The following is a 20,797-nucleotide window of genomic DNA, read 5'->3' as shown; positions in this document are numbered from 1 at the left end:
TTATGTCTTTGATAATAGGTTTAACTGGAGGAATCGGGAGCGGCAAAACTACCGCCGCGAAATTCTTTGCATTGCTGGGTGCCGACGTGGTTGATACCGATGCGATCGCGCATGAACTTACCCAGCCACAGGGCGCCGCGATTCCGGCCATTCGGAAAATATTTACCGGGAAATTCATTACCGCTGAAGGTGCGCTGGACCGGAAAGAAATGCGGACTCTGGTTTTCTCCGACGACGGCTGGCGGCGAGAGCTTGAGGCGATTCTCCACCCTCTTATTCGTATTGAAGTGGCTCGCCGTGCTGCACTTTTCTCCGCCCCCTACGGAATAGTCGTTGTGCCGTTGCTGCTGGAAACAGGCGGCTACCGTGAAATGATCCAGCGTATCCTGGTAGTGGATTGCAACGAACATGAGCAGATCGCTCGTGCCATGGCCCGCACGGGAATGGATGAGCAGACTGTGCATGCCATTATGGCCAGCCAGCTCTCACGTCAGGAACGATTACGGCGAGCGGATGATGTGATTGCCAATGATGCGGATGTGTTGCATCTCCGGCAACAGGTGGATGCGCTGCACAAAAAATATCTCGCTTTGGCGAGCAAAGGTTGATTTTTAAGCGATCATTTTCCTTTCATTACAGAGCAATTTTAATGCCAATTCTGATTGTAAAATTCTGTTTCATAGGGCAATATCACATGTCTTGTCCCGCATCAACCCCGCCCCTTGGCTTACTATCGTGATTTGCTACGAACATCCCCTTAATGAGCGCATTCGCACCTTGCTGCGGCTCGAGGATTTGTTTGACAAGGTAGCCTTCTTTTCGGCCAGGGACGAAGCCATTGAGCACCACTCCGCGCTTGTTACCTTGTTTGAAATACTCGATGTAACGAGCCGCGCTGATATGAAGTCGGAATTATTGCAGGAGCTGGAGCGCCAAAAGCAGGCATTGGAAACCATGCGTAAAAGTCCGGATATTTCCGAAGGTGCGTTGAACGAAGTGCTGAGTAACATCCAGGCAGCATCCCACAGCATGCTCAACATGGCGGGAAAAATCGGGGAACATATGCGTGAAGATGAATGGCTGATGAGTATCAAGCAGCGTATGGGAATACCGGGTGGGGCATGTGAATTCGATCTGCCGTCTTATCACTATTGGCTGCATCTGGATCCCATCCTGCGCCGTAATGATCTCAACGAGTGGGTGGCGCCGATGCTGCCACTGGAGGAAGCCTTCAGTATTGTTTTGAACCTGCTACGGTGCAGCGGCAAGACTTTTCCGCATATCGCCCGCCATGGTGTGTTTCAGCAAATGGGATCCGCACGGGTGGCGCATATGCTGTGCCTGAAGGTAGACGAGGGTTTGCCTTGTGTTCCTGAAATCAGTGCCAATAAATATGCACTTAACATTCGTTTCGTCATCTCCGGTTCCAGGCAAAAAACCAAGATATACGATGATGATGTAAAGTTTGAGCTGACTTATTGTAATTTATAATCTGCCTGGTAATCATGGTAACAATCCCCGCGAGGGTGGAGGCGCTGTTTTTTACCGGATTTGATCGATTGATTCCGCGCTATTTCACGATGCAATGCCCAATTTTTTTGCACTAATTCCCGCAGCTGGCTCCGGCTCACGTATGGGAGACGAGCTTCCCAAGCAGTATCTGTCGTTGGCTGGCAAGCCCATGATATATCATGCCTTGAGAATCTTGTGCAGCTCATCACGGATCACCTGCGTATTCGTCGTGCTTGCGCCCGGCGATGAGGAATGGTTGCGGCATGACTGGTCAGACTTCTCCGGCAAACTGGAGGTACTTGAATGTGGCGGTGCCACGCGCGCTGAAAGCGTGCTCAATGGCCTGAAGGCGGCACGAGGAGTCTCGTCCATTGGCGATGACGACTGGGTGCTGGTGCATGACGCAGCGCGGCCCTGTTTAGCTGAGATGCAACTCGACAAGCTGCTGGATGAACTGGCTGATGATGAGGTGGGGGGGTTGCTCGCGGTGCCGGTGGCGGATACGTTAAAACGCGGCGATGCCAGCAGGCGGGTTGAGTATACCGAATCCAGGGAAAATCTATGGCAGGCGCAAACGCCACAGATGTTCCGTTATAAGTTGCTCGTGGAAGCGTTGAGCATGATGGGTGGCGTAACCATGACCGACGATGCCGGGGCGATTGAAGCGCTGGGCTTGCATCCCAAGCTGGTTCTAAGCGATGCACGCAATCTGAAAGTGACCTATCCTCAGGATCTTGCGCTGGCGGAGTTGATACTGAGAAATCCCTGAGTAGTGTGGCCGCAGGAGTGCTATGAGCGGTATAAGCTTTAAGATTCACTATCGACAGGCGAGAAAATACCATGAATTTCGTCATTCCGGGCTTGACCCGGAATCCAGTCCAAACCAACAGTGGCGTGCCTTGAACGTCACTGGATACCGGCTTTCGCCGGTATGACGTTTGTATTGTGCCCGCTGGATCAATAAGAGATAAAAAGAGAGGGAAAAGAGTGAGCAAGGTTAGAATCGGACAGGGTTTTGATGTACATCAATTGGTCGAAGGCCGTAAACTTATCATCGGCGGCGTGGCCATTCCCTATGAAAAAGGTCTGCTCGGGCATTCCGATGCGGACGTGTTACTGCATGCGATCTGCGATGCGTTGCTGGGTGCCGCGGCGCTGGGTGATATCGGCAGGCACTTTTCGGATACCGATCCGCGTTACAAGAACATCGACAGTCGCGTGTTATTGCAAAATGTTTCCCGTCTGCTGGCGGAGCATCATTATGAAGTGATAAATATCGATGCCACGATCATCGCTCAGGCACCAAAAATGTCGCCGCATATTCCCGCCATGGTGACCAATATCGCACAGGATCTTCGCATGCGGACAGGGGATGTCAACGTCAAGGCCAAAACCGCCGAGCGCCTGGGTCCGGTTGGCAGGGGTGAGGGGATAGAAGCGGAGGCGGTATGCCTGATTACCCGAATGGACGATGCGGACAACTGAGAGCAATCCGGATATCAGCGAAGGAACAACCCGGGTTTTCTTTGCCATATGGCCGGACGATGCGGCGCGGAAGCAATTGGCAGGGTTGGCGGAACAGTTGCGAGGGGAAGCACTCTGCGTCGGACGGAAAACTAAAGCAGAAAATATTCATCTCACCCTGGTATTTGTGGGGGAAGTGGGTGCCAGCAAGCTGGAAACGCTATGTCTGGCAGCCGACAGAATTAAAGATTCCGGCACGAGCGCATTTGATTTTGCCGTGGAAGAAATTCGCTACTGGAAACGTAATCGCATCTTATACGCGGCGACGGGCGGGATTCCTCCAAAACTTATCGATCTGGTGAGTGCTCTAGAGAATGCGCTATCCACCGCCGGGTTCACATTGGAGCAACGAGCTTATAAACCCCATATTACGTTGATGAGGGATGCTTCGTGCCAGACCTTGCCTGAATTGGCGGAGCCTATAGCCTGGCAGGTGCGTGAATGGATGCTGGTCAAATCGGAGCAGACCAGCAGCGGACCGGTATATACTCCCATCCGCCGCTGGCCTTTGGCATGACTACGCCACGTATCAGAGATAAATGCAGCTTTCCAGATGCCTTGTCAGATTTTTTTCGCTGGTTTTGGTGTAGTCCTTCTCGAAGGTGTCGCTTACCAGGGTACGCACATGGCTTCCCAAGCTGCCGTTGACGAGTCCCATGAACGGCGCTGATACCACCAGGATAAGACGCTGGTAGCTATTGGTTGTACGCCCTTGCTCGAGTTCCCTGGCTAGCTGAAGGGCAAAATTCTGCGCCTGGTTTTGTTTTGGATCAGTGGCGGGTATGTAGGAGCCACGGCCATTACCGTGACTTTTGTTGTGTCCGGGGCGGTCGGATACCAGATCCTGCCCTTTTTCCCTGCTGGCGTCATGTTTGAATTCTTTGAGTTTCTGTAGTCCTTTTTTGGGCCCGCAATTTGCGTAGAGATAGGCTGCGCTTGCATTTGCAACGAGTATCCACGTGATGCTCATGACTCCTCCCTGAGATGATGTTAAAGTAACATTGCCGTAATAATGGACAATGAATTCTCGACATAAGTTTCCGCCGGAAAGGGTGTTGCTCCAGCCCATTATAATCCTTCCTACTCATTCGATCAGCCTCTTTGAAAATTCTCGCTCTTGATACTTCTACCGAGTACTGTTCGATTGCAGTATGGCTGGATGGCGAAATACTCAGCCGGGAGATTCTCGCGGAACAGCGGCATTCCGAACTGATCTTGCCGATGCTGCGGCAAATGCTGGGCGAAACCGGACTGACGCTGGCACAATTGGATGGGATTGCCTTTGGCGCTGGGCCAGGCTCTTTCACGGGTTTGCGCATCGCTTGCGGAGTGGCGCAGGGGCTGGCTTTTGGCGCGGATCTGCCGGTAATCGGTATATGCACATTGGAAGCATTGGCGGAAGCAGCGGGGGGCAATAACGTGATTGCGGCGCTCGACGCCCGTATGAGCGAGATTTATCATGCCGCTTATACAAAAACGGTCGACGGGTGGCAACCGGTGAGTGGGCCGACGCTATGCCCGCCACAGCAAGCGCCATTAGTACGTGGAAGGAGCTGGATGGGTTGCGGCAGCGGTTTTTCCATGTATGGCGAAGCATTGCGCACCCGCTACGATGGCTGTATCAAGCACGTCATTGGCGATCTCTGGCCTCATGCACGCGAAATGATTCAACTGGCTGAGCCGAGATTTGCGAAGGGACTGGGTGTAGACCCCGCTGATGCCACGCCACTTTATGTCCGTAACAAGGTGGCCCTGAAGGAAAAAGAACGATGAGCGCTCAATTGCGGGAAATGCCCCAAATCAGGCGAATGTTGATGACGGACCTGGATGCGGTCGTGGCAATCGAGCGGGAGGTTTTTCTCTTTCCCTGGACGCGCGGCAATTTCAGCGATTCGATCGATTCCGGCTATCATTGCCTGGTGCTGGAGCAGAATGGGCATCTTTTTGGCTACGGTGTGATGATAATCGGACCCGAAGAAGCCCATTTACTAACGCTTAGCGTCGCCGCGGGATCGCAACGGAAGGGTTGGGGCGAGAAATTGTTGCAGTATTTTATTTGCATTGCCAGGGACCAGTGCGCGCGCTCGATGTTTCTGGATGTGCGAGAGTCCAATCGTGCGGCTGCCCGGCTGTATGAGCGGATAGGGTTCAGGCAGATCGGCAAACGCAGGGATTATTATCCTGCGATGGGCGGACGCGAGGACTCCATCGTCATGGAGTTGATATTGTGACCGCGACCGGCTATTCCAGGCGGGCCAGACGCAACGAAATACTCAAGGAGCTGGGTTTGACTCCATTGTGGCGTGCCAGAGCTTCCGGGGAAGATCCTGCCGCACTGGTCGAGTCCAGCGAACAGGTTGTCAGTCACCCGACTGACGCTGCGGAAGAGCGTCGTTCGAAAATCCTGCGAATGGGCTGGGATGAGCTGAAGATAAGCGTAGAGGGTTGCATTGCGTGTCCGCTCTGCCGGTCTCGATCCCGCACCGTACCCGGCGTAGGCGACAAAAATGCCGATTGGCTATGCGTAGGCGAAGGGCCGGGTGCCGAGGAGGATGCCAGGGGAGAGCCCTTCGTCGGACCGTCCGGAAAATTGCTGGATAATATGCTGGCGGCGATCAATCTGGAGCGCGGCCGGGATGTTTATATCACCAATATCGTGAAATGCCGTCCACCGGGCAATAGAAATCCCAGTCCCGATGAGGCGGGGCAGTGCGCACCCTATCTTGAGCGGCAAATCGGCTTGATCAAGCCAAAGCTCATCATTGCGCTGGGAAAAGTCGCTGCGCAGAACCTGCTGCATACCGATGCCGCTATCGCCAGTCTGCGCGGAAGGTTGCACGAGCATTCCGGTATCCCTGTTATTGTCACCTATCACCCGGCTTATCTGCTGCGTACGCTTGCCGACAAGGCAAAGGTCTGGGAGGATTTGTGTTTTGCCAGAAGTACCATGCAAGGCCTGGGAGCTTCCGGGTAAGCCAATGTGAGCGCATTGCCGACGTTTATGTGCCGAGGGGACATATGTCGCCGCACCAACGGAGGCTTATGCCAAGTTCCCTTGCAATCTGCTGTTTAATCCCCATTTACAATCAGTGGATCTCGGAAAAGCCCCTATGGATCATGTTGCTGGAGAGCTCGCCGGAACTTGACCGGAGGTTCCTCAAACCCAATTCTTTCAGGAAGAATGCCATGCATAATTTGCTGTTGTCCCTGACATTGCTTCTTACGCTTACTTTAAGCGGCTGTGGCTACAACACACTGCAGTCTACCGATGAACAGATCAAGGCGGGCTGGTCGGAAGTTCTGAATCAGTATCAGCGCCGCGCTGATCTGGTTCCCAACCTTGTAAATGTGGTGAAGGGTTTCGCCGCACAGGAAAAAGATGTGCTGCTGGGGGTGACGAATGCCCGTTCCAAAGTGGGCAGCATCCAGGCCACCCCGGAGCTGATCAACAATCCGGAAGCATTTGCCAGATTTCAAAGCGCCCAGGGAGAATTGTCGGGCGCCCTATCGCGCTTACTGGTAGTGGCGGAGAATTATCCACAACTTAAATCGGATGCTAATTTCCGTGAATTGCAGGCCCAGCTGGAAGGTACCGAAAACCGTATCACGGTGGCCCGCAACCGTTACATCAAGGCGGTCCAGGAATACAACGTGGTGGTGCGCTCATTCCCCAGCAATCTCACCGCAATGGTGTTTGGTTTTCAGGTGAAGCCAGGCTTCACCGTAGAGAATGAGAAAGAAATTTCCTCCGCTCCCAAGGTGGATTTCAGCACACCATCGCCGGCAAAATAATAGAAATTGCGTCTCAATGGGTTCGCTATCAGAACTTGGCGGTTGACCACCCATGACCCATAAGGGATTTAGGGACCTAGGATGATGATTCAAACTTGGGGAAAGGCCCTCACGTTAATCGTATTGCTTCTTTCTGCTTCCTTATCAGCGGCAGAAGTGGCGGTTCCGCCTTTCAAATCCCGTGTTACCGATCTGACCGGAACACTCACCGCGAATCAGGCCGCGCAGCTGGAGCAGAAACTGGCTGCATTCGAGGCAAAAAAAGGCAGCCAGATCGCGGTGTTGGCCGTTTCTACCACGCATCCCGAAACTGTCGAACAGTATTCGATTCGAGTTGCGGAGAACTGGAAACTGGGGCGAAAAGGCGTGGATGACGGCATCCTGCTGGTCATTGCGAAGCAAGACAGGGCGTTGCGGATCGAGGTGGGTTATGGATTGGAGGGTGTGCTGCCGGATGCCATGGCGAAGCGTATCATCGAAGAAATAATGGTTCCCAGGCTCCGGCAGGGAGATTTCGCGGGTGGCATCAATGCGGGAATCGAGAAAATAATTGGGGTAATCGAAGGAGAACCATTGCCTCCGCCGCAACCCAGGCGTGGCAATGGCGCTCCGGCAGGGATGGATATTGTTCTGGACAATGTTTTTCTCATTTTTATTGCACTTATCGTAGCCGGCAGAGTACTGCAATCCCTATTTGGGCGTTTCATTGGCGCCACCATAATGAGTGTAGCGGGGGGCTTCATTGGCTGGCTCGTTTTTTCTTCGATAATTGCTGCCTTGATTATCGCTTTTCTCGCGTTCTCTATAAGTCTGTTTGGTAACGCGGGTGGGGGAATTGCCAGAGGCGGACGGGGTGGCTGGCCTCCCGGTGGGTTTGGTGGAATGGGCGGCAGGAGCGGCGGAGGTGGATTTGGTGGAGGGGGCGGCTTTGGGGGAGGAGGAGGGGGTGGTTTTGGCGGTGGTGGCGCCTCAGGGAGATGGTAAATGAATCTTACACGCATACTGCGGCATTTCCTTACGGGTCGTGCGATGGTGCGGCGCTTGTTTCCCCATGCTTCCCTGGCAGCCATCGAGCAAGCCATCAAGCAGTCGGAAATCAGTCATGAGGGTGAAGTCTGCTTTGCAGTGGAGGCAGCATTGGATACCGTGCCTTTGCTTAGAGATCAGCCGGCGCGGGCGCGGGCGGTAGAGGTATTTTCCCAACTCCGTGTTTGGGACACCGAGCATAACAACGGTGTGCTGGTTTACCTGCTGCTCGCGGACCGCGACGTTGAGATCGTTGCAGATCGGGGGATTAACGTCAAAGTTAGCGCTGAGGAGTGGGAAAAAATCTGCCGCGAAATGGAGACGGCTTTTCGTCAGGGCCATTTTGAATCAGGGGTAGTCGCCGGAATCGCCGCTGTGGGTAACCATCTGCAAAAGCATTTCCGGCCAGAGAAAGAGCGGGCAGGAAGAGAGAACGAACTGCCCGATACACCGGTTATTTTGTAGCGGTATCCGGGCTAAACGGCTAATGTCCCTTGTGAGCTCCGATCAGATGGAGAGAATCCTCAATGCTCTGATTGTGCAGATGCCACTGACGTATCAGTGCCATAATAACCGCCACAAACAAGCCGAACAGAATGATAACGGTATAAACGTGCACATCGAAGCTTACCAGTACCGCATATATCGCCAGCATGGTGAGGATGCTCAGGTTCTCGTTGAAATTCTGTACCGCGATGGAATGCCCCGCCCCCATCAGGATGTGCCCGCGGTGTTGCAGCAAGGCGTTCATTGGCACCACAAAAAATCCCGCCAACCCGCCTATCAGCGTAAGAAGCACAATCGCAATCCACAGGTCGCGCGCCAGAATCATGGCCATCACGACAATACCCATGGCAATGCCAAGCGGGATAACTTTTACGGACTGCCGCAGCGATACCAGCCGTGCCGCGACAACCGCACCTAGCGCAATCCCGATGGCGACCACACCTTGCAACTGGGCGGCTTTATTTAGCGGATAGCCGAGTGCCGCGTCGGCCCATTTCAATACGATGAATTGAAGTGTTGCGCCAGCTCCCCAGAACAGTGTAGTAACAGCGAGTGAAATCTGTCCGAGCTTATCCGTCCATAGCAGCTTCATACAGTGAGCGAACTCGTGCACCAGGAATATGGGATTCTTCTTGAGAATACGGTGATCCACGCCGGTGTTGGGAATGTATAGATTGAAGATGGCTGCGGTACTATAAAAAACCGCGACAAGGAGGATGCCTGCTTCCGGTACGGTATCCACGCCAGTGTCTATGAAGGGGAAGTCGAACCCCAGAAATAGGGCGGAGATTGAGGGGGTTATGAGCAGTCCACCTAATACCGTGCCCAGCACAATGGAAGCTACGGTGAGCCCTTCGATCCAGCCATTGGCGATGACCAGCTTTTCAGGAGGGAGCAGTTCGGTAAGTATTCCGTATTTGGCGGGAGAGTAGGCGGCAGCCCCAAGTCCGACGACCGCATAGGCGGTGAGGGCGAAATACTGGTGCGAAGCCAGGAAAAGCAGGCTACAGCCCACAATCTTGATCGTATTGCTGATGAACATTACCCGCCCCTTGGCCATGGAATCGGCAAAAGCACCGACGAAAGGAGCGAGAATCACATAGAATAAAACGAATACAAACTTGAGCATCGGGGTGAGATACGCAGGCGCATGCAGTTCTATCAGAAGTGCAATGGCAATGACAAGCAGCGCATTGTCCGCGAGCGAAGAGAAAAACTGCGCTGCCATGATGGTATAGAATCCGCGTTTCACCCTGCTTTCCCTCCAAAAACTTTCTCATCATTAGGTGTCAGATTATACAATGGTCATCCCGGCTTATTTTGGCGAAAAAGTTTATACCATGAAACCGTTTACGCCACCAATTGAAACCCGCTGTTTCAGGATCAATAATTCTGAATCCGGATCTGGAATGATCAAAATTTCCTCACGCCCTGAACGCTGATGTCACGTCCCATTCAGGCGCTGATTGATCTATCCGCGCTCGAACATAATCTATCCGTCGTTCGCCGTTATGCTCCCCGTTCGCGTGTCATGGCGGTGATCAAAGCCGATGCTTACGGTCATGGGCTGCTGCGCGCGGCTGAAGCACTGAAGCGCGCGGAGGGTTTTGCCATGCTCGAAATTGACGCCGCCGTTCGTTTGCGGGAAGCAGGTTATCGCCAGGCCATTCTACTGCTCGAAGGTTTTTTTGCCATGGAGGAATTGGCGTGGATCGAACAGTACCATTTAAGCACCGTGGTCCACCATCATGAGCAACTGGCAATGTTATCGGCATACAGGCCACGCGGCGGCAGGCTCGATGTGTTTCTGAAGCTTAATACCGGCATGAACCGCTTGGGCTTCACGCTTGAGCAATTCTCCGCCGCGCTGGAAACGCTGAAAGCTAATCCCGCTATCGGCCAGATTACGCTGATGACTCATTTTTCCCGCGCCGATGAGTCCGATGGAAATGAAAGCATTGCCGCGCAGCTGCAACGCTTCAATGCTGTTGCCAAAGGGCGGAACCTGCCATGCTCGTTGGCCAACTCCGCCGCTATCCTGCGCTATCCCGAAACACATGCGGATTGGGTGCGGCCCGGCATCATGCTTTATGGCGCTTCGCCGCTTCCTGACAAAACCGCTGACGAACTGGATTTGCATCCCGCCATGACAATATCGAGCAGAATCATCGCGGTGCAAGCGCTTAAGTCTGGAGACGGGGTGGGATATGGCCACATGTTTCGCGCCGACCGGCCAATGCGTGTTGGTATTGTGGCGGGCGGCTATGCCGACGGCTACCCCCGCCACGCGCCCGCCGGCACCCCCGTGCTGGTGAATGGCAGGCGTACCCGGCTCATCGGACGCATATCCATGGATATGCTGCATGTGGATTTGAGCGGAATTGAAGATGCAGGCATAGGCAGTCCCGTAACACTTTGGGGGAAAGGGTTGTCCGTGGATGAGGTAGCGCAGTCGGCCGGTACGGTAAGCTATGAGTTGTTGTGCGCTCTGGCGCCGCGCATGCCGATAGTGACGTAATGAGCCTGAATCCAGCGGTTGATCGCTGATACCTCATTTCAGTGTGATGATTTAAAACGACTTTTTTCGTCACGCGGTCTTCATTTCTTGGGTGAGCTCGCTACAGGGCGGATTTAGAATAAAAAAAGGCGGTCAATCCGACCGCCTTTTTTCTGATGAAACCTTGAATTCCGGGTTATTCGATTTTTGCCTTGGCGCGGAGGTCACCGACAAAGGTTGCAAATTGTCGTTGTAATACGCGTTGCGCCAGATTCTGCTTTATTTCCTCGAATGGCGGAATCTTCAGGGGCCGTATGTCATCCAGGCGGATGACGTGCCAGCCAAAAGGAGTTTTCACTGGCTGCTCGGTAAGCTGACCCTTGGTCATTTTCATCAGGGCTTCGGCAAAGGGTTGGACATAGCTGGCCGCGGGACTCCAGTCGAGTTCACCGCCTTTACTTTTGCTGCCGGCATCAATGGATTTTTCCTGCGCAAGCTTATCAAACTTGCCGCCCTTCTTGATACGCGCAATGATGTCTTTTGCTTCCGCCTCGGTAGCGACCAAGATGTGATGTGCCTTGTATTCCTTATCGCCCATCTGGGTTTTCAGTGAGTCATATTCTTTCTTCAGTTCTTCATCGCTGACCGGGTGGTTCTTCACATAATCGATTTGATATGCTCTGACCAATGCTGTCAGGCGGGCAATTTCAAGCTGGGATACGAAATCCGGATCCTTATCAAGTCCTTTTTTCAGGGCTTCCTGCGCGATGACTTCCTCGGTTATGAGATCCTCACGCAAGGTTTTTCTGGTTTCGGGACTATCGGCCTGACCCTGGGCGGCACGTGCTTTTACAATAAATTCAAGGCGCGACTGAGGAATTGACACTCCATTCACCTTGGCCATGGGTGTGGATTGGGCCTGAACAGTCGTTACGGCGATCAAGCCGGAAATACCGAGTACCGTCAATTGAGAAAGTTTCATAAAACGCATAGGTTTTCCTTGTCAGTGGATTGAATCGAATCAAATTTCTTCGGGAGTATACGCTTTTACACTCAGCGCGTGAATATCCTTATGCATCATCTCTTTCAACACGGTATAGACGAGGCGGTGCCGGACCAGAGCGGATTTGCCGGAAAATTCGCGTGAGACAATAGTGAGCAAGTAATGTCCGCCACCACTTTTAGCACCCTCATGCCCTGCATGCCTGGCGCTTTCATCCACGATATGAATCTGCTCCGGATCAAGAACAGCGAGCTTCTGCCTGATCAATTCGATTGTACTCACCATTTTTATTTTTATGGCAAAACTTTCTTGAATGGCTTGACTGTCAGTCTTGCATATACGCCCGATGTGGCATAGGGATCGGTTTCCGCCCAACTGCGCGCCGCTTCGAGCGATTCAAATTCCGCCACGATGAGGCTGCCGGAGAATCCGGCGGGGCCAGGATCGGGACTATCAATCGCCGGATAGGGTCCCGCCAGAATAAGGCGCCCCTCTCGCCGCAACTCATTGAGACGTTCCAGGTGAGCCGCTCGGACCGCCAACCGTTTTTCCAGGCTCTCCGGAATGTCTTCGCCGCTTATCGCATAGAGCATCATGCCTCTTTATCCTCCTTGTCTTCCATATACTTTCCCAGTATCAGTCCTTGAGCCACGATAAATACCAGCATCAGTCCCATGAACCCGAACAGCTTGAAATTGACCCAGGTTTCAGTGGAATAATTAAAGGCTACATAGAGATTGGCGCCACCCATCAATGCAAAAAATGCTGCCCAACTAGCGTTGAGGCGAGCCCATATGGGTTCTGGAAGTGCAATCTGCTCTTTCATCATGACACGAATCAAATTCTTCTTGAAAATCGCGTGGGCCAGGAGCAGCGCACCGGCGAACAACCAGTAGAGCACGGACGGTTTCCACTTGATGAAAGTTTCATCCTGCAGTATCAGCGTCGCGCTGCCGAAGATGACGATGATAACGAGGCTTACCCAAAGCATGGTTTCAACCTTGCGGTGGCGATACCATACCCAGCCGATTTGCGCAAAAGTTGCCACAATGGCTACGGCGGTGGCGGCGTAGATTCCATAGATCTTGAAAGCAATGAAAAACAGAATAACCGGAAAGAGATCAAAAAGAAACTTCATAAATGTCGATACGGTTTTCGGTTAATTGATGGAGCGATTATGTCGGTTAAGTCTGCAAAAGGCTATTTAATTTCATGAATAGCCAAGGATATAACAGATTAAAACGATTGTAATTTTCTATAATTCCGTGACCGATGCGAACACCCCCGTTGGGGAAGCCGATCAACGCGCTGACTAACGCTATTTCAGCGCGTGCTTCAATGCAAATGTACCGGCGCAACTTCGCCTTCGTCGGGAAATTCAGCATGTACTACTTCACCCTCCGGATTTGGAAATAGCGGTGCGCCGCACTCTTCGCAATATTCCAGAAGGAAACGGTTTTCCAGCACTGTCGTATGCGTGATACCGCATTCTCGCAGCGTCGTTTCGATTTGCGTCACAGTGTCGCTGTTTTCGTCTTCGTCACCTACCAGCGCCCAGACGATGCCATAGAGGACTTCGTCGCGATCCTTGAGAGTAAAGCTTACTCGGTATTCCTCCAGCCACTGGTCGTAAAAGGGCGCGATCACCGCACGCAGCCTGTTTGCGGAAATATTCAGCGTTGATTGCAGAAAATCAATGGTGGCATGGGTGGAATAGGGCCGGGCAAGGCGATCCGCCATGCGCCATGCCGAAAAAAAACCATCGGGTATCAACAATTCGAATGCGCAACCCTGAAATAGCGGCCGAAGCGCTTCGGCGCCATGGGCCTGCCATGCGAGCAGTGTCTCCTGCTTGGAAAATTTTACGCCAGGCGGAGTGGCGTTCTTGTCTGTGCTGGCTCCATCAGCTTCCTGCCATCGGAACATGGATTTCCCCTGTGGAACTGCAATCGCACCGAGGAGGTAACGGGTATCGGACAGAAAACGCCCGGTTTCAGCCAGTTGGCGTGGATTTATGTGCAGGTCCCGTTCTCCCGCCACCGCGGCTGTCCACAATTTGTTGGCAAGTTCATGCGTGAGGTGATAACCACGTGGAAGCTGGTCGGGACTGAACAGGCAATCCGCCAGCACGAATTGGACATCTTCCGCCAGCACATGTGCCTGCAACTGCGCCCGGAGAGCGGCAAGTACCGGTTCGGATATCAGGCCGGAAGGAATTGAGAAACGCGACCAGGTCAACATAGGCGCCGCGAACATCAGTACATCATGACCAATGCCTTCCCGCATCAGTACACCGCATTCGATCGCCGCTTCAATGGCGTAAATGAATTCACCGTAACCCACAGAATCGGTGTCATAGAGTTGATCCAGCGCCGCTTCAAGGTTTTGATCGTCGCCGGTACGCAATTGGGCATGTATCTTTGCCGCAAGCCGGTTCTCCCAGAAAGCATCCTCGATACGGCTGCCGGAAGCCGCAAGTCCCGCTGCCAGCCTGGAGAGCTCTTGAACCACGCGTGGTGATTTGGTGCGATGCGGGACGCGGGGTTTTTTCATGTAAAGGTATACGTAACAAGTTAAGAAGACATTTTAACCCAAATCCTGGGATTGGAAGGGGTAGAGTCCGTATTGAGGAAGGAGATGCGATGGGTTTGCACGCCAACGAGGCGCTCTGGCGGATATCGAAGCACAGCAGGCCGCGGTTGCCGTGCAGACCAGGACGGGTACGTTCAGGAAAAGGATGCTATGTGAGTGGTAGGGGAGGGGAGAATGAAAGCAAATCGTACAAGAATATAGGGCTCATGGGCGCGCAGCCCGGTCTTCATCGCCGCTGAATCTACTTCCTATGGTAACTAATGCGCCAGTTTGAGTGTCACGACGCCCCCGATAATCAGCGCGACACCCATGTACCTGGCAAATGATGTTGGGTCGCCGTAATACAGTACGCCAACCAGGAACGTTCCTGCAGCACCAATACCCGTCCAAACTGCATAGGCGGTTCCAATCGGTATGTGGCGCTGTGCGAGCCACAGCAAGAAGCCACTGACACACATGAACGCAACAGCCACGGCGATCCCCATCCAACGCGTCTGCGGCTCTTGGGCCATTTTCAGGCCGACTGGCCAGCCAATCTCAAAAAGGCCGGCGAGAACGAGGTACACCCAACTCATCTGTTCTTATCCTATCTGTGAATGGTTAGTGGTCAAGGCGACTTTATCAGGTGCTTCGTGAGGAATCCTATTCCTCTATCATGTCGATACAACAATTTGTGTGGTTCGATTTGTTCTCATGGAAGAGTGCAATGGGCATCACTCCGATGCTTACCCGGCAAATTAACACTCTGCGACATTTGACAATGAGCGATAGCTTCCTTCATATATAACCGAGCACCTTTCTCATACATGCGTATCAACGCTGAAGTGTGTGATTGCAAGTCTTGCGCCCGTTTGCCATAAAGGTAGCTTTTATTCTCGTAGTGCTCCAGTAGTATTTTCTGCTTATCCGCCTTTACCTGCATTTCCTTGGCGGCCTCCTCAAAACGCCTCGCCAAAACGCTATGCTCACTTGGAGATACCGCAGTCTGAATAGCCGATTGATCAGGAAGATTGTCTGCTTTTACGCTGCTTATGGACGTACCTACAGCCAATAAACCAAGCAGGGACAAAACCGCAAAAGTATCTTTTGCCTTTTTGCCGAGTGTCGTTACCATTATGATTCTCTTGTTCCACTTGATTAGATCAATATGGGACGGATAGTCAGAGTCCCTTTTTCTGCCGGACGAATGGTCAGAGTCCTCACATTGGACGGGTGGTCAGAGTCCTTGATATAAACCGGCATTGCGCCGACGGACAGGTATTCAGAGTCCTGCTACGGACGGGTGGTCAGAGTCCTAGATGACAGCCAAATGGGAAAAGTTAGCATATTCAGAACGATTTATTAATTACCATTATAATTACTTCACAGAAAGATGACAATCCAGATGGATCAAATAGCTTATATCATGGCCAATCAGTATTGCATTATCTGTGGAGTGATAATTTATTGATGATTGGATAAGAATTTGCGTCATCTGGCGATAAGCGTCGTTTCTTTCATTTGTTGACTCCACGCAGCTTGCTCATACTTGCGTATCAATGCTGAAGTGTGCGATCGCAAGTCTTGTGCCCGCTTGCCATAAAGGTAGCTTTTATCCTCGTAGTGCTCCAATAATCTTTTCTGCTCGTCCATCTTTACCTGCATTTCTTTGGCGGTATCTTTAGGGTTTTTCGCCAAAACGCTGTGCTCATTTGAGGATGACACAGTCTGAATTGCTGATTCAAGAAGATTTTCTGCTTTTACGGTGCTCATGGGCGCACCCACAGCCAATAAACCAAGCAGGGATAAAACCGCAAAAGTATCTTTTGCTTTTGTGCCGAGTGTCGTTGCCATTTTGATTCTCCTGTTCCATTTGATTAAAAATCAATTGGACGGATGGTCAGAGTCCTGATTAAGCCGGCATTGCGCCGATGGACGGGTGGTCAGAGTCCTAAGATGACAGGCAAACTACGGGAGCCTCCGAGTTTGTTCTGCCAAGCCAAGTACGGCATCAGTTACGTCCTGTTTGCGGCATTTCGCCGCCATGAATCGCGTAACCTGGCTGAGATTGTTGCGCCATTTGGCGATGGGCCATGGCTTCCTTCATGTTGGCCCACGCCGCTTGCTCATACTTGCGTATCAAAGCTGCGGTATGCGATTTCAAATTACGAGATTGCCAGCCATACAGATTTGTCTGCTCGTACTGTTCAAGTAGCATCTTCTGCTCATCTGCCTTTGCCTGCATTTCCCGGGCGGCATCTTCAAAACGCTTCGCCAAAACGCTGTGCTCGTTTGAGGATGGTGCGGCCTGAATAGTTGATTCAGGGAGGTTTTCTGCTTTTACGGTGCTTGTGGGTGCACCCACAGCCAATAAACCAAGCAGGGATAAAACTGCAAAAGTATCTTTTACTTTTGTGCCGAGTGTCGTTGCCATTTTGATTCTCCTGTTCCATTTGATTAAAAATCAATTTGGACGGATGGTCAGAGTCCCTTTTTGCTGCCGGACGAATGGTCAGAGTCCTGATTAAACCGGCATTGCGCCGATGGACGGGTGGTCAGAGTCCCAAATACGATTACATATTAATTTCCTCGCAATAAAAATGGTATTAGGGAAACCCTTATTTTGCTCTAAGGGAAACCCTTAGATGAGGCGCATAGTGATTCACCTCAATGGAAGGCTTTCGATTCTGTCAGGAAATTGGAGCTGCATGTATTCGATGTCCTGCCGATAAAAAACAGATGCGAGCATCTTGTTCTAGAGTCTAGGCAAAACATCCCCGCCTTAATCGTTTCTTGGCAAGACAGGCGAAGTGCGGAGCTCAGATCTGTTGGCTACCGTGGGTTTGATAGTGAGCGCCGGGCAGGGAGCGTGCCTGACAACATATTCCGCAATGCTTCCCAAAGTAAAATGGTTTCACCCTGAATAGCCATGCGGCCGCGGATCAAGATCGGCTTCCTGTTCAGCAGCTACCCTACGATTTCTTTACTAGGGTCGCCTTCGATAAAAATGGTTTCAGTGCGGGTGCCAAACGATTCCGCGAGTGTTCGCACCAGTTTTGCTGATTAAACGCGGATTAATATGGATGTGTCGTGTTTTCCATGAAAATCTCCTAGTTGAACCGTTAAAAGCGAATGATCGGAGGGGAAGCAATGGAAGGCCGGTGCAAGACCGACCAATCCGTTGATACTCGTCGGGCAGAAGGAAGGTCGTCACGCTGCGACCAACTTCTGTGGTGATCCACAATGTCGCCTCGTCGAACGAGGACGATACAGGCGGGCAAAAGATGACGTATGCTCCGCTTGCTACCGCCTCATCCGTCAGCCAGTACAGCCCAGGGGGGACACTCTTTGCCAGACTTATCGTACAAATAAGTGCCAAGTATGCGACTGGTAAGGAAAATCCGGCAGGCCGTTAGCCGAAGGATTTAGGGCTATTCATTCTCCATACAAGATCAAGAGTTTTTCCAACAGTTGTGTATCCGTTGGATTTTGCATGGCTTGCTATATAGAGCAGCGTGATCTATAAAAAATATCGGGATGGTGCTGATGGAGATAAATCCGCCCCGTGGCGAGCTCACCCGAAAGGTGAGAATCAAATGACACGAAATATCTTTATGAATTATATCGCTAGACTGATAAATGAGTGGTCAGCTGCCGGATTCAGGTTTAAGTATCGATATAGCGGCATTTACTATCGAAGTCTCTTATCTTTGTCAGGGGGGAGTAACTATGTCCGCAGAATATCGTAACACTCATACCTCGATCAGAATCGCCCGTATCAAGCACAAAACCTGGGTCGAATCTTCTGCTACACAAGTAATATGGTGTGCAGCCCTTATCGGGTGTTCCCTACTTGCTTCCGGGCCGCGATCGAGTGAGGCAAGTCAAATCAAGATTGATCTCACATATGACAATACATTAAAGGGGTATGAATCACTTAAGGCAACAACCGTCAAAGGAGCTCCGGCTGGCAATATAGCCGTCGACAGCGTGACTAAAAACAACGCACGCTTGGCAACCGTCGTAGATAGTCCATACGTAAGCGGGAGGAATTATAATTTTCCTGCCGAGAATATTCCCGGAGCTGATATTTTACGCATGAGTATTGGGAGCGAAACTTTTCCAAATTTCTCAAAAAGCGGCACATACATTTCGGACCAGCAAAAAGCCAATAATGCGGGGAACAAGCAGGAAGAAAATGGATCCGTCCCGGACGGCCATCCCTTTGATGCGTCTGATTCTTCCTTTTTCTTTGATGACACCGGACAATTGTTCGATCAGTTCGTCATACGCAATGCCTCCCAAACGGCTTTTAATATCAGTGCACTGCAAATTTATAGCGGACTCGATCTCTCTTTCCTGCACACGACGAATTTTGCATCATCGTCAGCGATTGCTTCAGGCTCTCTGATTTCCGAAGACATGCCAGATCCGGATACGGTCTTTCTAGCCGGTAATTTCGGGATGCTTGCCTTTTCAACTCCATCCTTGAGTCTGGGGGAATACGATCTGTTGGTTGTCAGCATGCAACCTATTCTTCCTGATGGCTCTTTAGGCGCTTCCTTCACCAAAAGCCTTGCCAGTTTCGCCGTTCCCGAACCGGATAGCCTGAGCCTTTTCGGCATCGGCCTACTTGGTTTTTTTGTCTGGCGACATCGTCGCTCCGCCATGCCGAGAGTAGAGATAATCTAAATTACTTTAGAGCACCTCAAAGAAACCCGATTCTCATTCGTTCAATAGACCATCCGGCACTCGCAGCCAATAAATTCTAGCTGGCAAGTTTTGCGCCAAGTACATCCACATGCTCGATTTGCGGGGCTTCGGCGAGTAGATCGGACGCATTGGCCATCAGTGCCGCGGCAATAGGACCCGTCAAATGCGCTGATCGCCCCGCCTCGTCGGTGAATGCGTCGAAAATGCCAAAAGTCGAAGGGCCCAGCTGCAGCGCGAACCAGACTGGCGTGGTGGTTTCCGCATTTGCCAGGGCAAGTCCCTGCTCGAGAAAACGGATGACATCGGCTTCTTTTCCAGGCTTGGCTTGTAATCGCACCAACAATGCAACTTTTACCATGATAATTTCCTCTTTTTTGAAGTTGAACAGCGAGAGACTGACTCTAGAGAGTTCATCAGGTCTTGCCAAGTGGCAAGATTGACAAATTTGATATAATTCTTGCCATGCGTATCCACATTCTCGCACTTGATGAAGTTTTTGACACCGGGTTGTCGACTATTCTCGATACCCTGAGTGTTGCGAATGATCTTGCGGGCGCCAACAATGCTTTTTCAACCCATTTCGAGATAACCATTATTGGTACACGCCGCCATGTGCGTACCAGTCAGGGATTATCGGTGCCAGTGGTGCCGGCCACCCGATGCGCATACCCGGATGTCGTATTGATTCCCGCACTCGGGGCAAAAATGCCTGAAACGCTGCGAGCGGCGCTTGAACGCCGCGATGTAGCGGACGCCGGCGAGCTTTTGCGGCAATGGTCTGATAGCGGTGTTCTGGTGGGAGCCGCATGCACTGGAACATTTGTTCTTGCAAACACTTTGCTTCTCAATGGGCAGAGCGCTACCACCTCATGGTGGCTTGCCCCCCTGTTTCGAGAGCTTTATCCCCTTGTGACGCTGGAAGAGTCCCGCATGGTAGTAAACTCGTCCCGTTTTGTCACCGCCGGGGCCGCGCTTGCGCATATCGATCTCGCGCTATGGCTTGTGAGGCGCAGCAGCCCGGCGCTCGCGGCATTAACAGCCCGTTTTCTCGTAATCGAACCCCGCCCATCGCAGGCAATTTTTGCGATTCCCGATCATCTTGCGCATGAGGACCCCCTGGTCGAACGGTTTGAGCAGTGGGCACGACTGAGATTAGCCGCTGGCTTCTCACTTAGCGATGCAGCCAGTGCGGCAGGTACGAGCGAGAGAACGCTTTCCCGCCGCCTGCGGGCCGTACTGGGTAAAACTCCACTTTCCTATTTTCAGGATCTTCGTGTCGAGCGCGCACTACATCTTTTGAGGACGAGCAGCGACAGTGTTGATCTGATTGCAACTCAGGTCGGTTATGCTGATGGCACGACATTGCGTACTCTCCTGCGACGCAAGATGGGCCGCGCCGTGAGCGAGCTGCGCATATCTGCTGATCATTCCGGCAAAGAGTGCTGAGGCGGGTGTCCCGCTGTTAAACCTAAATCCGGTAGTTGGATGGGGTGAAGTGTACGGTTTTTGGGGTGCAGGGCAAGGCGCAACGACGCGGAATGGTTATTCCATTCCAAGAAGTTGCAACGCAGCCATGTGACGCAAAAACGGTGCAATTCACTCCGTAGCGGCCTCACCCGGAAGGTGAAAGTCAAATAACACGAAATATTGTT

Annotated in this window: 26 protein-coding genes; 14 read left to right on the top strand and 12 right to left on the bottom strand. The window is 52.0% G+C overall.

Features of this window, described 5'->3' with window-relative positions:
• Positions 1-2: 2 nt before the first annotated feature.
• From coaE to thpR, 5 genes are all read left to right on the top strand, one after another.
• Complete coding sequence (gene coaE / locus BLR00_RS14770; RefSeq protein ID WP_074633891.1) at positions 3-608, top strand: dephospho-CoA kinase; 606 nt, start codon at positions 3-5, stop codon at positions 606-608.
• A gap of 127 nt (positions 609-735) precedes the next feature.
• Entirely contained in the window at positions 736-1,491 is a 756-nt protein-coding gene (gene zapD, locus BLR00_RS14765) for a cell division protein ZapD (protein ID WP_074633890.1), read from the top strand.
• Positions 1,492-1,585: 94 nt separating this feature from the next.
• A complete protein-coding gene (gene ispD, locus BLR00_RS14760; RefSeq protein WP_074633889.1) occupies positions 1,586-2,281 on the top strand; it encodes a 2-C-methyl-D-erythritol 4-phosphate cytidylyltransferase in 696 nt (231 codons plus the stop codon).
• 218 nt (positions 2,282-2,499) lie between these two features.
• A complete protein-coding gene (ispF, locus tag BLR00_RS14755; RefSeq protein ID WP_074633888.1) occupies positions 2,500-2,997 on the top strand; it encodes a 2-C-methyl-D-erythritol 2,4-cyclodiphosphate synthase in 498 nt (165 codons plus the stop codon).
• On the top strand, positions 2,984-3,553 hold the full coding sequence (gene thpR, locus BLR00_RS14750; RefSeq protein WP_074633887.1) for an RNA 2',3'-cyclic phosphodiesterase: 570 nt from the start codon (positions 2,984-2,986) through the stop codon (positions 3,551-3,553). The genes ispF and thpR overlap by 14 nt, the downstream gene beginning before the upstream one ends.
• A gap of 12 nt (positions 3,554-3,565) precedes the next feature.
• On the opposite strand, the gene BLR00_RS14745 is transcribed toward thpR, so the two are convergent.
• Positions 3,566-4,006, bottom strand: a complete 441-nt coding sequence (locus BLR00_RS14745; protein ID WP_074633886.1) for a host attachment protein — start codon at positions 4,004-4,006, stop codon at positions 3,566-3,568.
• A 131-nt stretch (positions 4,007-4,137) separates the two neighbouring features.
• Between BLR00_RS14745 and tsaB the strand changes: the two genes are divergently transcribed.
• The 6 genes from tsaB to BLR00_RS14715 all read left to right on the top strand — a co-directional run bounded on the left by tsaB (position 4,138) and on the right by BLR00_RS14715 (position 8,319).
• Positions 4,138-4,809 (top strand): tRNA (adenosine(37)-N6)-threonylcarbamoyltransferase complex dimerization subunit type 1 TsaB, encoded by a 672-nt coding sequence (gene tsaB / locus BLR00_RS14740; protein ID WP_074633885.1) that lies wholly within the window; start codon positions 4,138-4,140, stop codon positions 4,807-4,809.
• Positions 4,806-5,267 carry a ribosomal protein S18-alanine N-acetyltransferase gene (gene rimI / locus BLR00_RS14735; protein WP_074633884.1) on the top strand — a complete coding sequence of 154 codons (462 nt, stop codon included), beginning with the start codon at positions 4,806-4,808 and terminating at the stop codon, positions 5,265-5,267. The genes tsaB and rimI overlap by 4 nt, the downstream gene beginning before the upstream one ends.
• Entirely contained in the window at positions 5,264-6,010 is a 747-nt protein-coding gene (locus BLR00_RS14730) for a uracil-DNA glycosylase (RefSeq protein WP_074633883.1), read from the top strand. Before rimI ends, BLR00_RS14730 begins: the two co-directional genes overlap by 4 nt.
• 212 nt (positions 6,011-6,222) lie before the next feature.
• A complete protein-coding gene (locus BLR00_RS14725) occupies positions 6,223-6,828 on the top strand; it encodes a LemA family protein (RefSeq protein ID WP_074634347.1) in 606 nt (201 codons plus the stop codon).
• A gap of 81 nt (positions 6,829-6,909) precedes the next feature.
• Positions 6,910-7,812: a TPM domain-containing protein gene (locus tag BLR00_RS14720; RefSeq protein ID WP_074633882.1), complete on the top strand. Its 903-nt coding sequence runs from the start codon at positions 6,910-6,912 to the stop codon at positions 7,810-7,812.
• Positions 7,813-8,319 carry a TPM domain-containing protein gene (locus BLR00_RS14715; protein WP_074633881.1) on the top strand — a complete coding sequence of 169 codons (507 nt, stop codon included), beginning with the start codon at positions 7,813-7,815 and terminating at the stop codon, positions 8,317-8,319.
• A gap of 19 nt (positions 8,320-8,338) precedes the next feature.
• Here the strand turns inward: BLR00_RS14715 and lplT are convergent, their stop codons facing one another.
• Positions 8,339-9,613 carry a lysophospholipid transporter LplT gene (gene lplT / locus BLR00_RS14710; RefSeq protein ID WP_074633880.1) on the bottom strand — a complete coding sequence of 425 codons (1,275 nt, stop codon included), beginning with the start codon at positions 9,611-9,613 and terminating at the stop codon, positions 8,339-8,341.
• A 189-nt stretch (positions 9,614-9,802) separates the two neighbouring features.
• Here lplT and alr point away from each other — a divergent pair, with 189 nt between their 5' ends.
• Positions 9,803-10,879 (top strand): alanine racemase, encoded by a 1,077-nt coding sequence (alr, locus tag BLR00_RS14705; RefSeq protein WP_074633879.1) that lies wholly within the window; start codon positions 9,803-9,805, stop codon positions 10,877-10,879.
• A 175-nt stretch (positions 10,880-11,054) separates the two neighbouring features.
• Here alr and BLR00_RS14700 read toward each other — a convergent pair whose 3' ends face one another.
• The 9 genes from BLR00_RS14700 to BLR00_RS14660 form a co-directional block, all read right to left on the bottom strand.
• On the bottom strand, positions 11,055-11,849 hold the full coding sequence (locus BLR00_RS14700) for a peptidyl-prolyl cis-trans isomerase (RefSeq protein ID WP_176759989.1): 795 nt from the start codon (positions 11,847-11,849) through the stop codon (positions 11,055-11,057).
• A gap of 30 nt (positions 11,850-11,879) precedes the next feature.
• Entirely contained in the window at positions 11,880-12,146 is a 267-nt protein-coding gene (locus BLR00_RS14695; RefSeq protein WP_176759988.1) for a BolA family protein, read from the bottom strand.
• A gap of 8 nt (positions 12,147-12,154) precedes the next feature.
• Complete coding sequence (locus BLR00_RS14690) at positions 12,155-12,454, bottom strand: YciI family protein (protein WP_074634344.1); 300 nt, start codon at positions 12,452-12,454, stop codon at positions 12,155-12,157.
• The gene (locus BLR00_RS14685; protein ID WP_074633878.1) at positions 12,454-12,999 is read right to left on the bottom strand and encodes a septation protein A; all 546 of its coding nucleotides are present in this window, start codon (positions 12,997-12,999) and stop codon (positions 12,454-12,456) included. The genes BLR00_RS14690 and BLR00_RS14685 overlap by 1 nt, the downstream gene beginning before the upstream one ends.
• A 197-nt stretch (positions 13,000-13,196) precedes the next feature.
• Entirely contained in the window at positions 13,197-14,414 is a 1,218-nt protein-coding gene (locus BLR00_RS14680; protein ID WP_074633877.1) for a DUF2863 family protein, read from the bottom strand.
• 296 nt (positions 14,415-14,710) lie between these two features.
• Entirely contained in the window at positions 14,711-15,028 is a 318-nt protein-coding gene (smr, locus tag BLR00_RS14675; protein ID WP_074633876.1) for a multidrug efflux SMR transporter Smr, read from the bottom strand.
• Positions 15,029-15,144: 116 nt separating this feature from the next.
• Complete coding sequence (locus tag BLR00_RS14670; RefSeq protein ID WP_074633875.1) at positions 15,145-15,567, bottom strand: hypothetical protein; 423 nt, start codon at positions 15,565-15,567, stop codon at positions 15,145-15,147.
• 356 nt (positions 15,568-15,923) lie between these two features.
• Complete coding sequence (locus BLR00_RS14665; protein WP_074633874.1) at positions 15,924-16,286, bottom strand: hypothetical protein; 363 nt, start codon at positions 16,284-16,286, stop codon at positions 15,924-15,926.
• A 157-nt stretch (positions 16,287-16,443) separates the two neighbouring features.
• Positions 16,444-16,866, bottom strand: a complete 423-nt coding sequence (locus BLR00_RS14660) for a hypothetical protein (protein WP_074633873.1) — start codon at positions 16,864-16,866, stop codon at positions 16,444-16,446.
• Positions 16,867-18,071: 1,205 nt separating this feature from the next.
• Here BLR00_RS14660 and BLR00_RS14655 point away from each other — a divergent pair.
• Entirely contained in the window at positions 18,072-19,124 is a 1,053-nt protein-coding gene (locus BLR00_RS14655) for a PEP-CTERM sorting domain-containing protein (RefSeq protein WP_081346788.1), read from the top strand.
• Positions 19,125-19,200: 76 nt separating this feature from the next.
• Here BLR00_RS14655 and BLR00_RS14650 read toward each other — a convergent pair whose 3' ends face one another.
• A complete protein-coding gene (locus tag BLR00_RS14650; protein ID WP_074633871.1) occupies positions 19,201-19,503 on the bottom strand; it encodes a putative quinol monooxygenase in 303 nt (100 codons plus the stop codon).
• Positions 19,504-19,607: 104 nt separating this feature from the next.
• On the opposite strand from BLR00_RS14650, the gene BLR00_RS14645 reads away from it, so the two are divergent.
• Positions 19,608-20,591: a GlxA family transcriptional regulator gene (locus tag BLR00_RS14645; RefSeq protein WP_074634343.1), complete on the top strand. Its 984-nt coding sequence runs from the start codon at positions 19,608-19,610 to the stop codon at positions 20,589-20,591.
• The last annotated feature ends 206 nt before the right edge of the window (positions 20,592-20,797 follow it).

The organism is Nitrosospira multiformis, assembly GCF_900103165.1.
In the GTDB taxonomy this organism is placed as follows: domain Bacteria; phylum Pseudomonadota; class Gammaproteobacteria; order Burkholderiales; family Nitrosomonadaceae; genus Nitrosospira; species Nitrosospira multiformis_D.
The sequence above is the reverse complement of the archived record's forward strand: the minus strand, read 5'-3'. Positions and strand labels throughout refer to the sequence as shown.

What these genes read in the sequence shown, in the direction of transcription:
- coaE (WP_074633891.1), top strand. Translation starts at nt 3, where the DNA reads ATGTCTTTGATAATAGGTTTAACTGGAGGAATCGGGAGCGGCAAAACT.
- BLR00_RS14670 (WP_074633875.1), bottom strand. Translation starts at nt 15,567, where the DNA reads ATGGTAACGACACTCGGCAAAAAGGCAAAAGATACTTTTGCGGTTTTG.
- BLR00_RS14660 (WP_074633873.1), bottom strand. Translation starts at nt 16,866, where the DNA reads ATGGCAACGACACTCGGCACAAAAGTAAAAGATACTTTTGCAGTTTTA.
- BLR00_RS14655 (WP_081346788.1), top strand. Translation starts at nt 18,072, where the DNA reads ATGAGTGGTCAGCTGCCGGATTCAGGTTTAAGTATCGATATAGCGGCA.
- BLR00_RS14695 (WP_176759988.1), bottom strand. Translation starts at nt 12,146, where the DNA reads ATGGTGAGTACAATCGAATTGATCAGGCAGAAGCTCGCTGTTCTTGAT.
- BLR00_RS14700 (WP_176759989.1), bottom strand. Translation starts at nt 11,849, where the DNA reads ATGCGTTTTATGAAACTTTCTCAATTGACGGTACTCGGTATTTCCGGC.
- rimI (WP_074633884.1), top strand. Translation starts at nt 4,806, where the DNA reads ATGAGCGCTCAATTGCGGGAAATGCCCCAAATCAGGCGAATGTTGATG.
- BLR00_RS14715 (WP_074633881.1), top strand. Translation starts at nt 7,813, where the DNA reads ATGAATCTTACACGCATACTGCGGCATTTCCTTACGGGTCGTGCGATG.
- BLR00_RS14685 (WP_074633878.1), bottom strand. Translation starts at nt 12,999, where the DNA reads ATGAAGTTTCTTTTTGATCTCTTTCCGGTTATTCTGTTTTTCATTGCT.
- BLR00_RS14720 (WP_074633882.1), top strand. Translation starts at nt 6,910, where the DNA reads ATGATGATTCAAACTTGGGGAAAGGCCCTCACGTTAATCGTATTGCTT.
- ispD (WP_074633889.1), top strand. Translation starts at nt 1,586, where the DNA reads ATGCCCAATTTTTTTGCACTAATTCCCGCAGCTGGCTCCGGCTCACGT.
- BLR00_RS14650 (WP_074633871.1), bottom strand. Translation starts at nt 19,503, where the DNA reads ATGGTAAAAGTTGCATTGTTGGTGCGATTACAAGCCAAGCCTGGAAAA.
- BLR00_RS14645 (WP_074634343.1), top strand. Translation starts at nt 19,608, where the DNA reads ATGCGTATCCACATTCTCGCACTTGATGAAGTTTTTGACACCGGGTTG.
- BLR00_RS14690 (WP_074634344.1), bottom strand. Translation starts at nt 12,454, where the DNA reads ATGCTCTATGCGATAAGCGGCGAAGACATTCCGGAGAGCCTGGAAAAA.
- BLR00_RS14725 (WP_074634347.1), top strand. Translation starts at nt 6,223, where the DNA reads ATGCATAATTTGCTGTTGTCCCTGACATTGCTTCTTACGCTTACTTTA.
- BLR00_RS14665 (WP_074633874.1), bottom strand. Translation starts at nt 16,286, where the DNA reads ATGGCAACGACACTCGGCACAAAAGCAAAAGATACTTTTGCGGTTTTA.
- alr (WP_074633879.1), top strand. Translation starts at nt 9,803, where the DNA reads ATGTCACGTCCCATTCAGGCGCTGATTGATCTATCCGCGCTCGAACAT.
- smr (WP_074633876.1), bottom strand. Translation starts at nt 15,028, where the DNA reads ATGAGTTGGGTGTACCTCGTTCTCGCCGGCCTTTTTGAGATTGGCTGG.
- BLR00_RS14745 (WP_074633886.1), bottom strand. Translation starts at nt 4,006, where the DNA reads ATGAGCATCACGTGGATACTCGTTGCAAATGCAAGCGCAGCCTATCTC.
- BLR00_RS14680 (WP_074633877.1), bottom strand. Translation starts at nt 14,414, where the DNA reads ATGAAAAAACCCCGCGTCCCGCATCGCACCAAATCACCACGCGTGGTT.
- thpR (WP_074633887.1), top strand. Translation starts at nt 2,984, where the DNA reads ATGCGGACAACTGAGAGCAATCCGGATATCAGCGAAGGAACAACCCGG.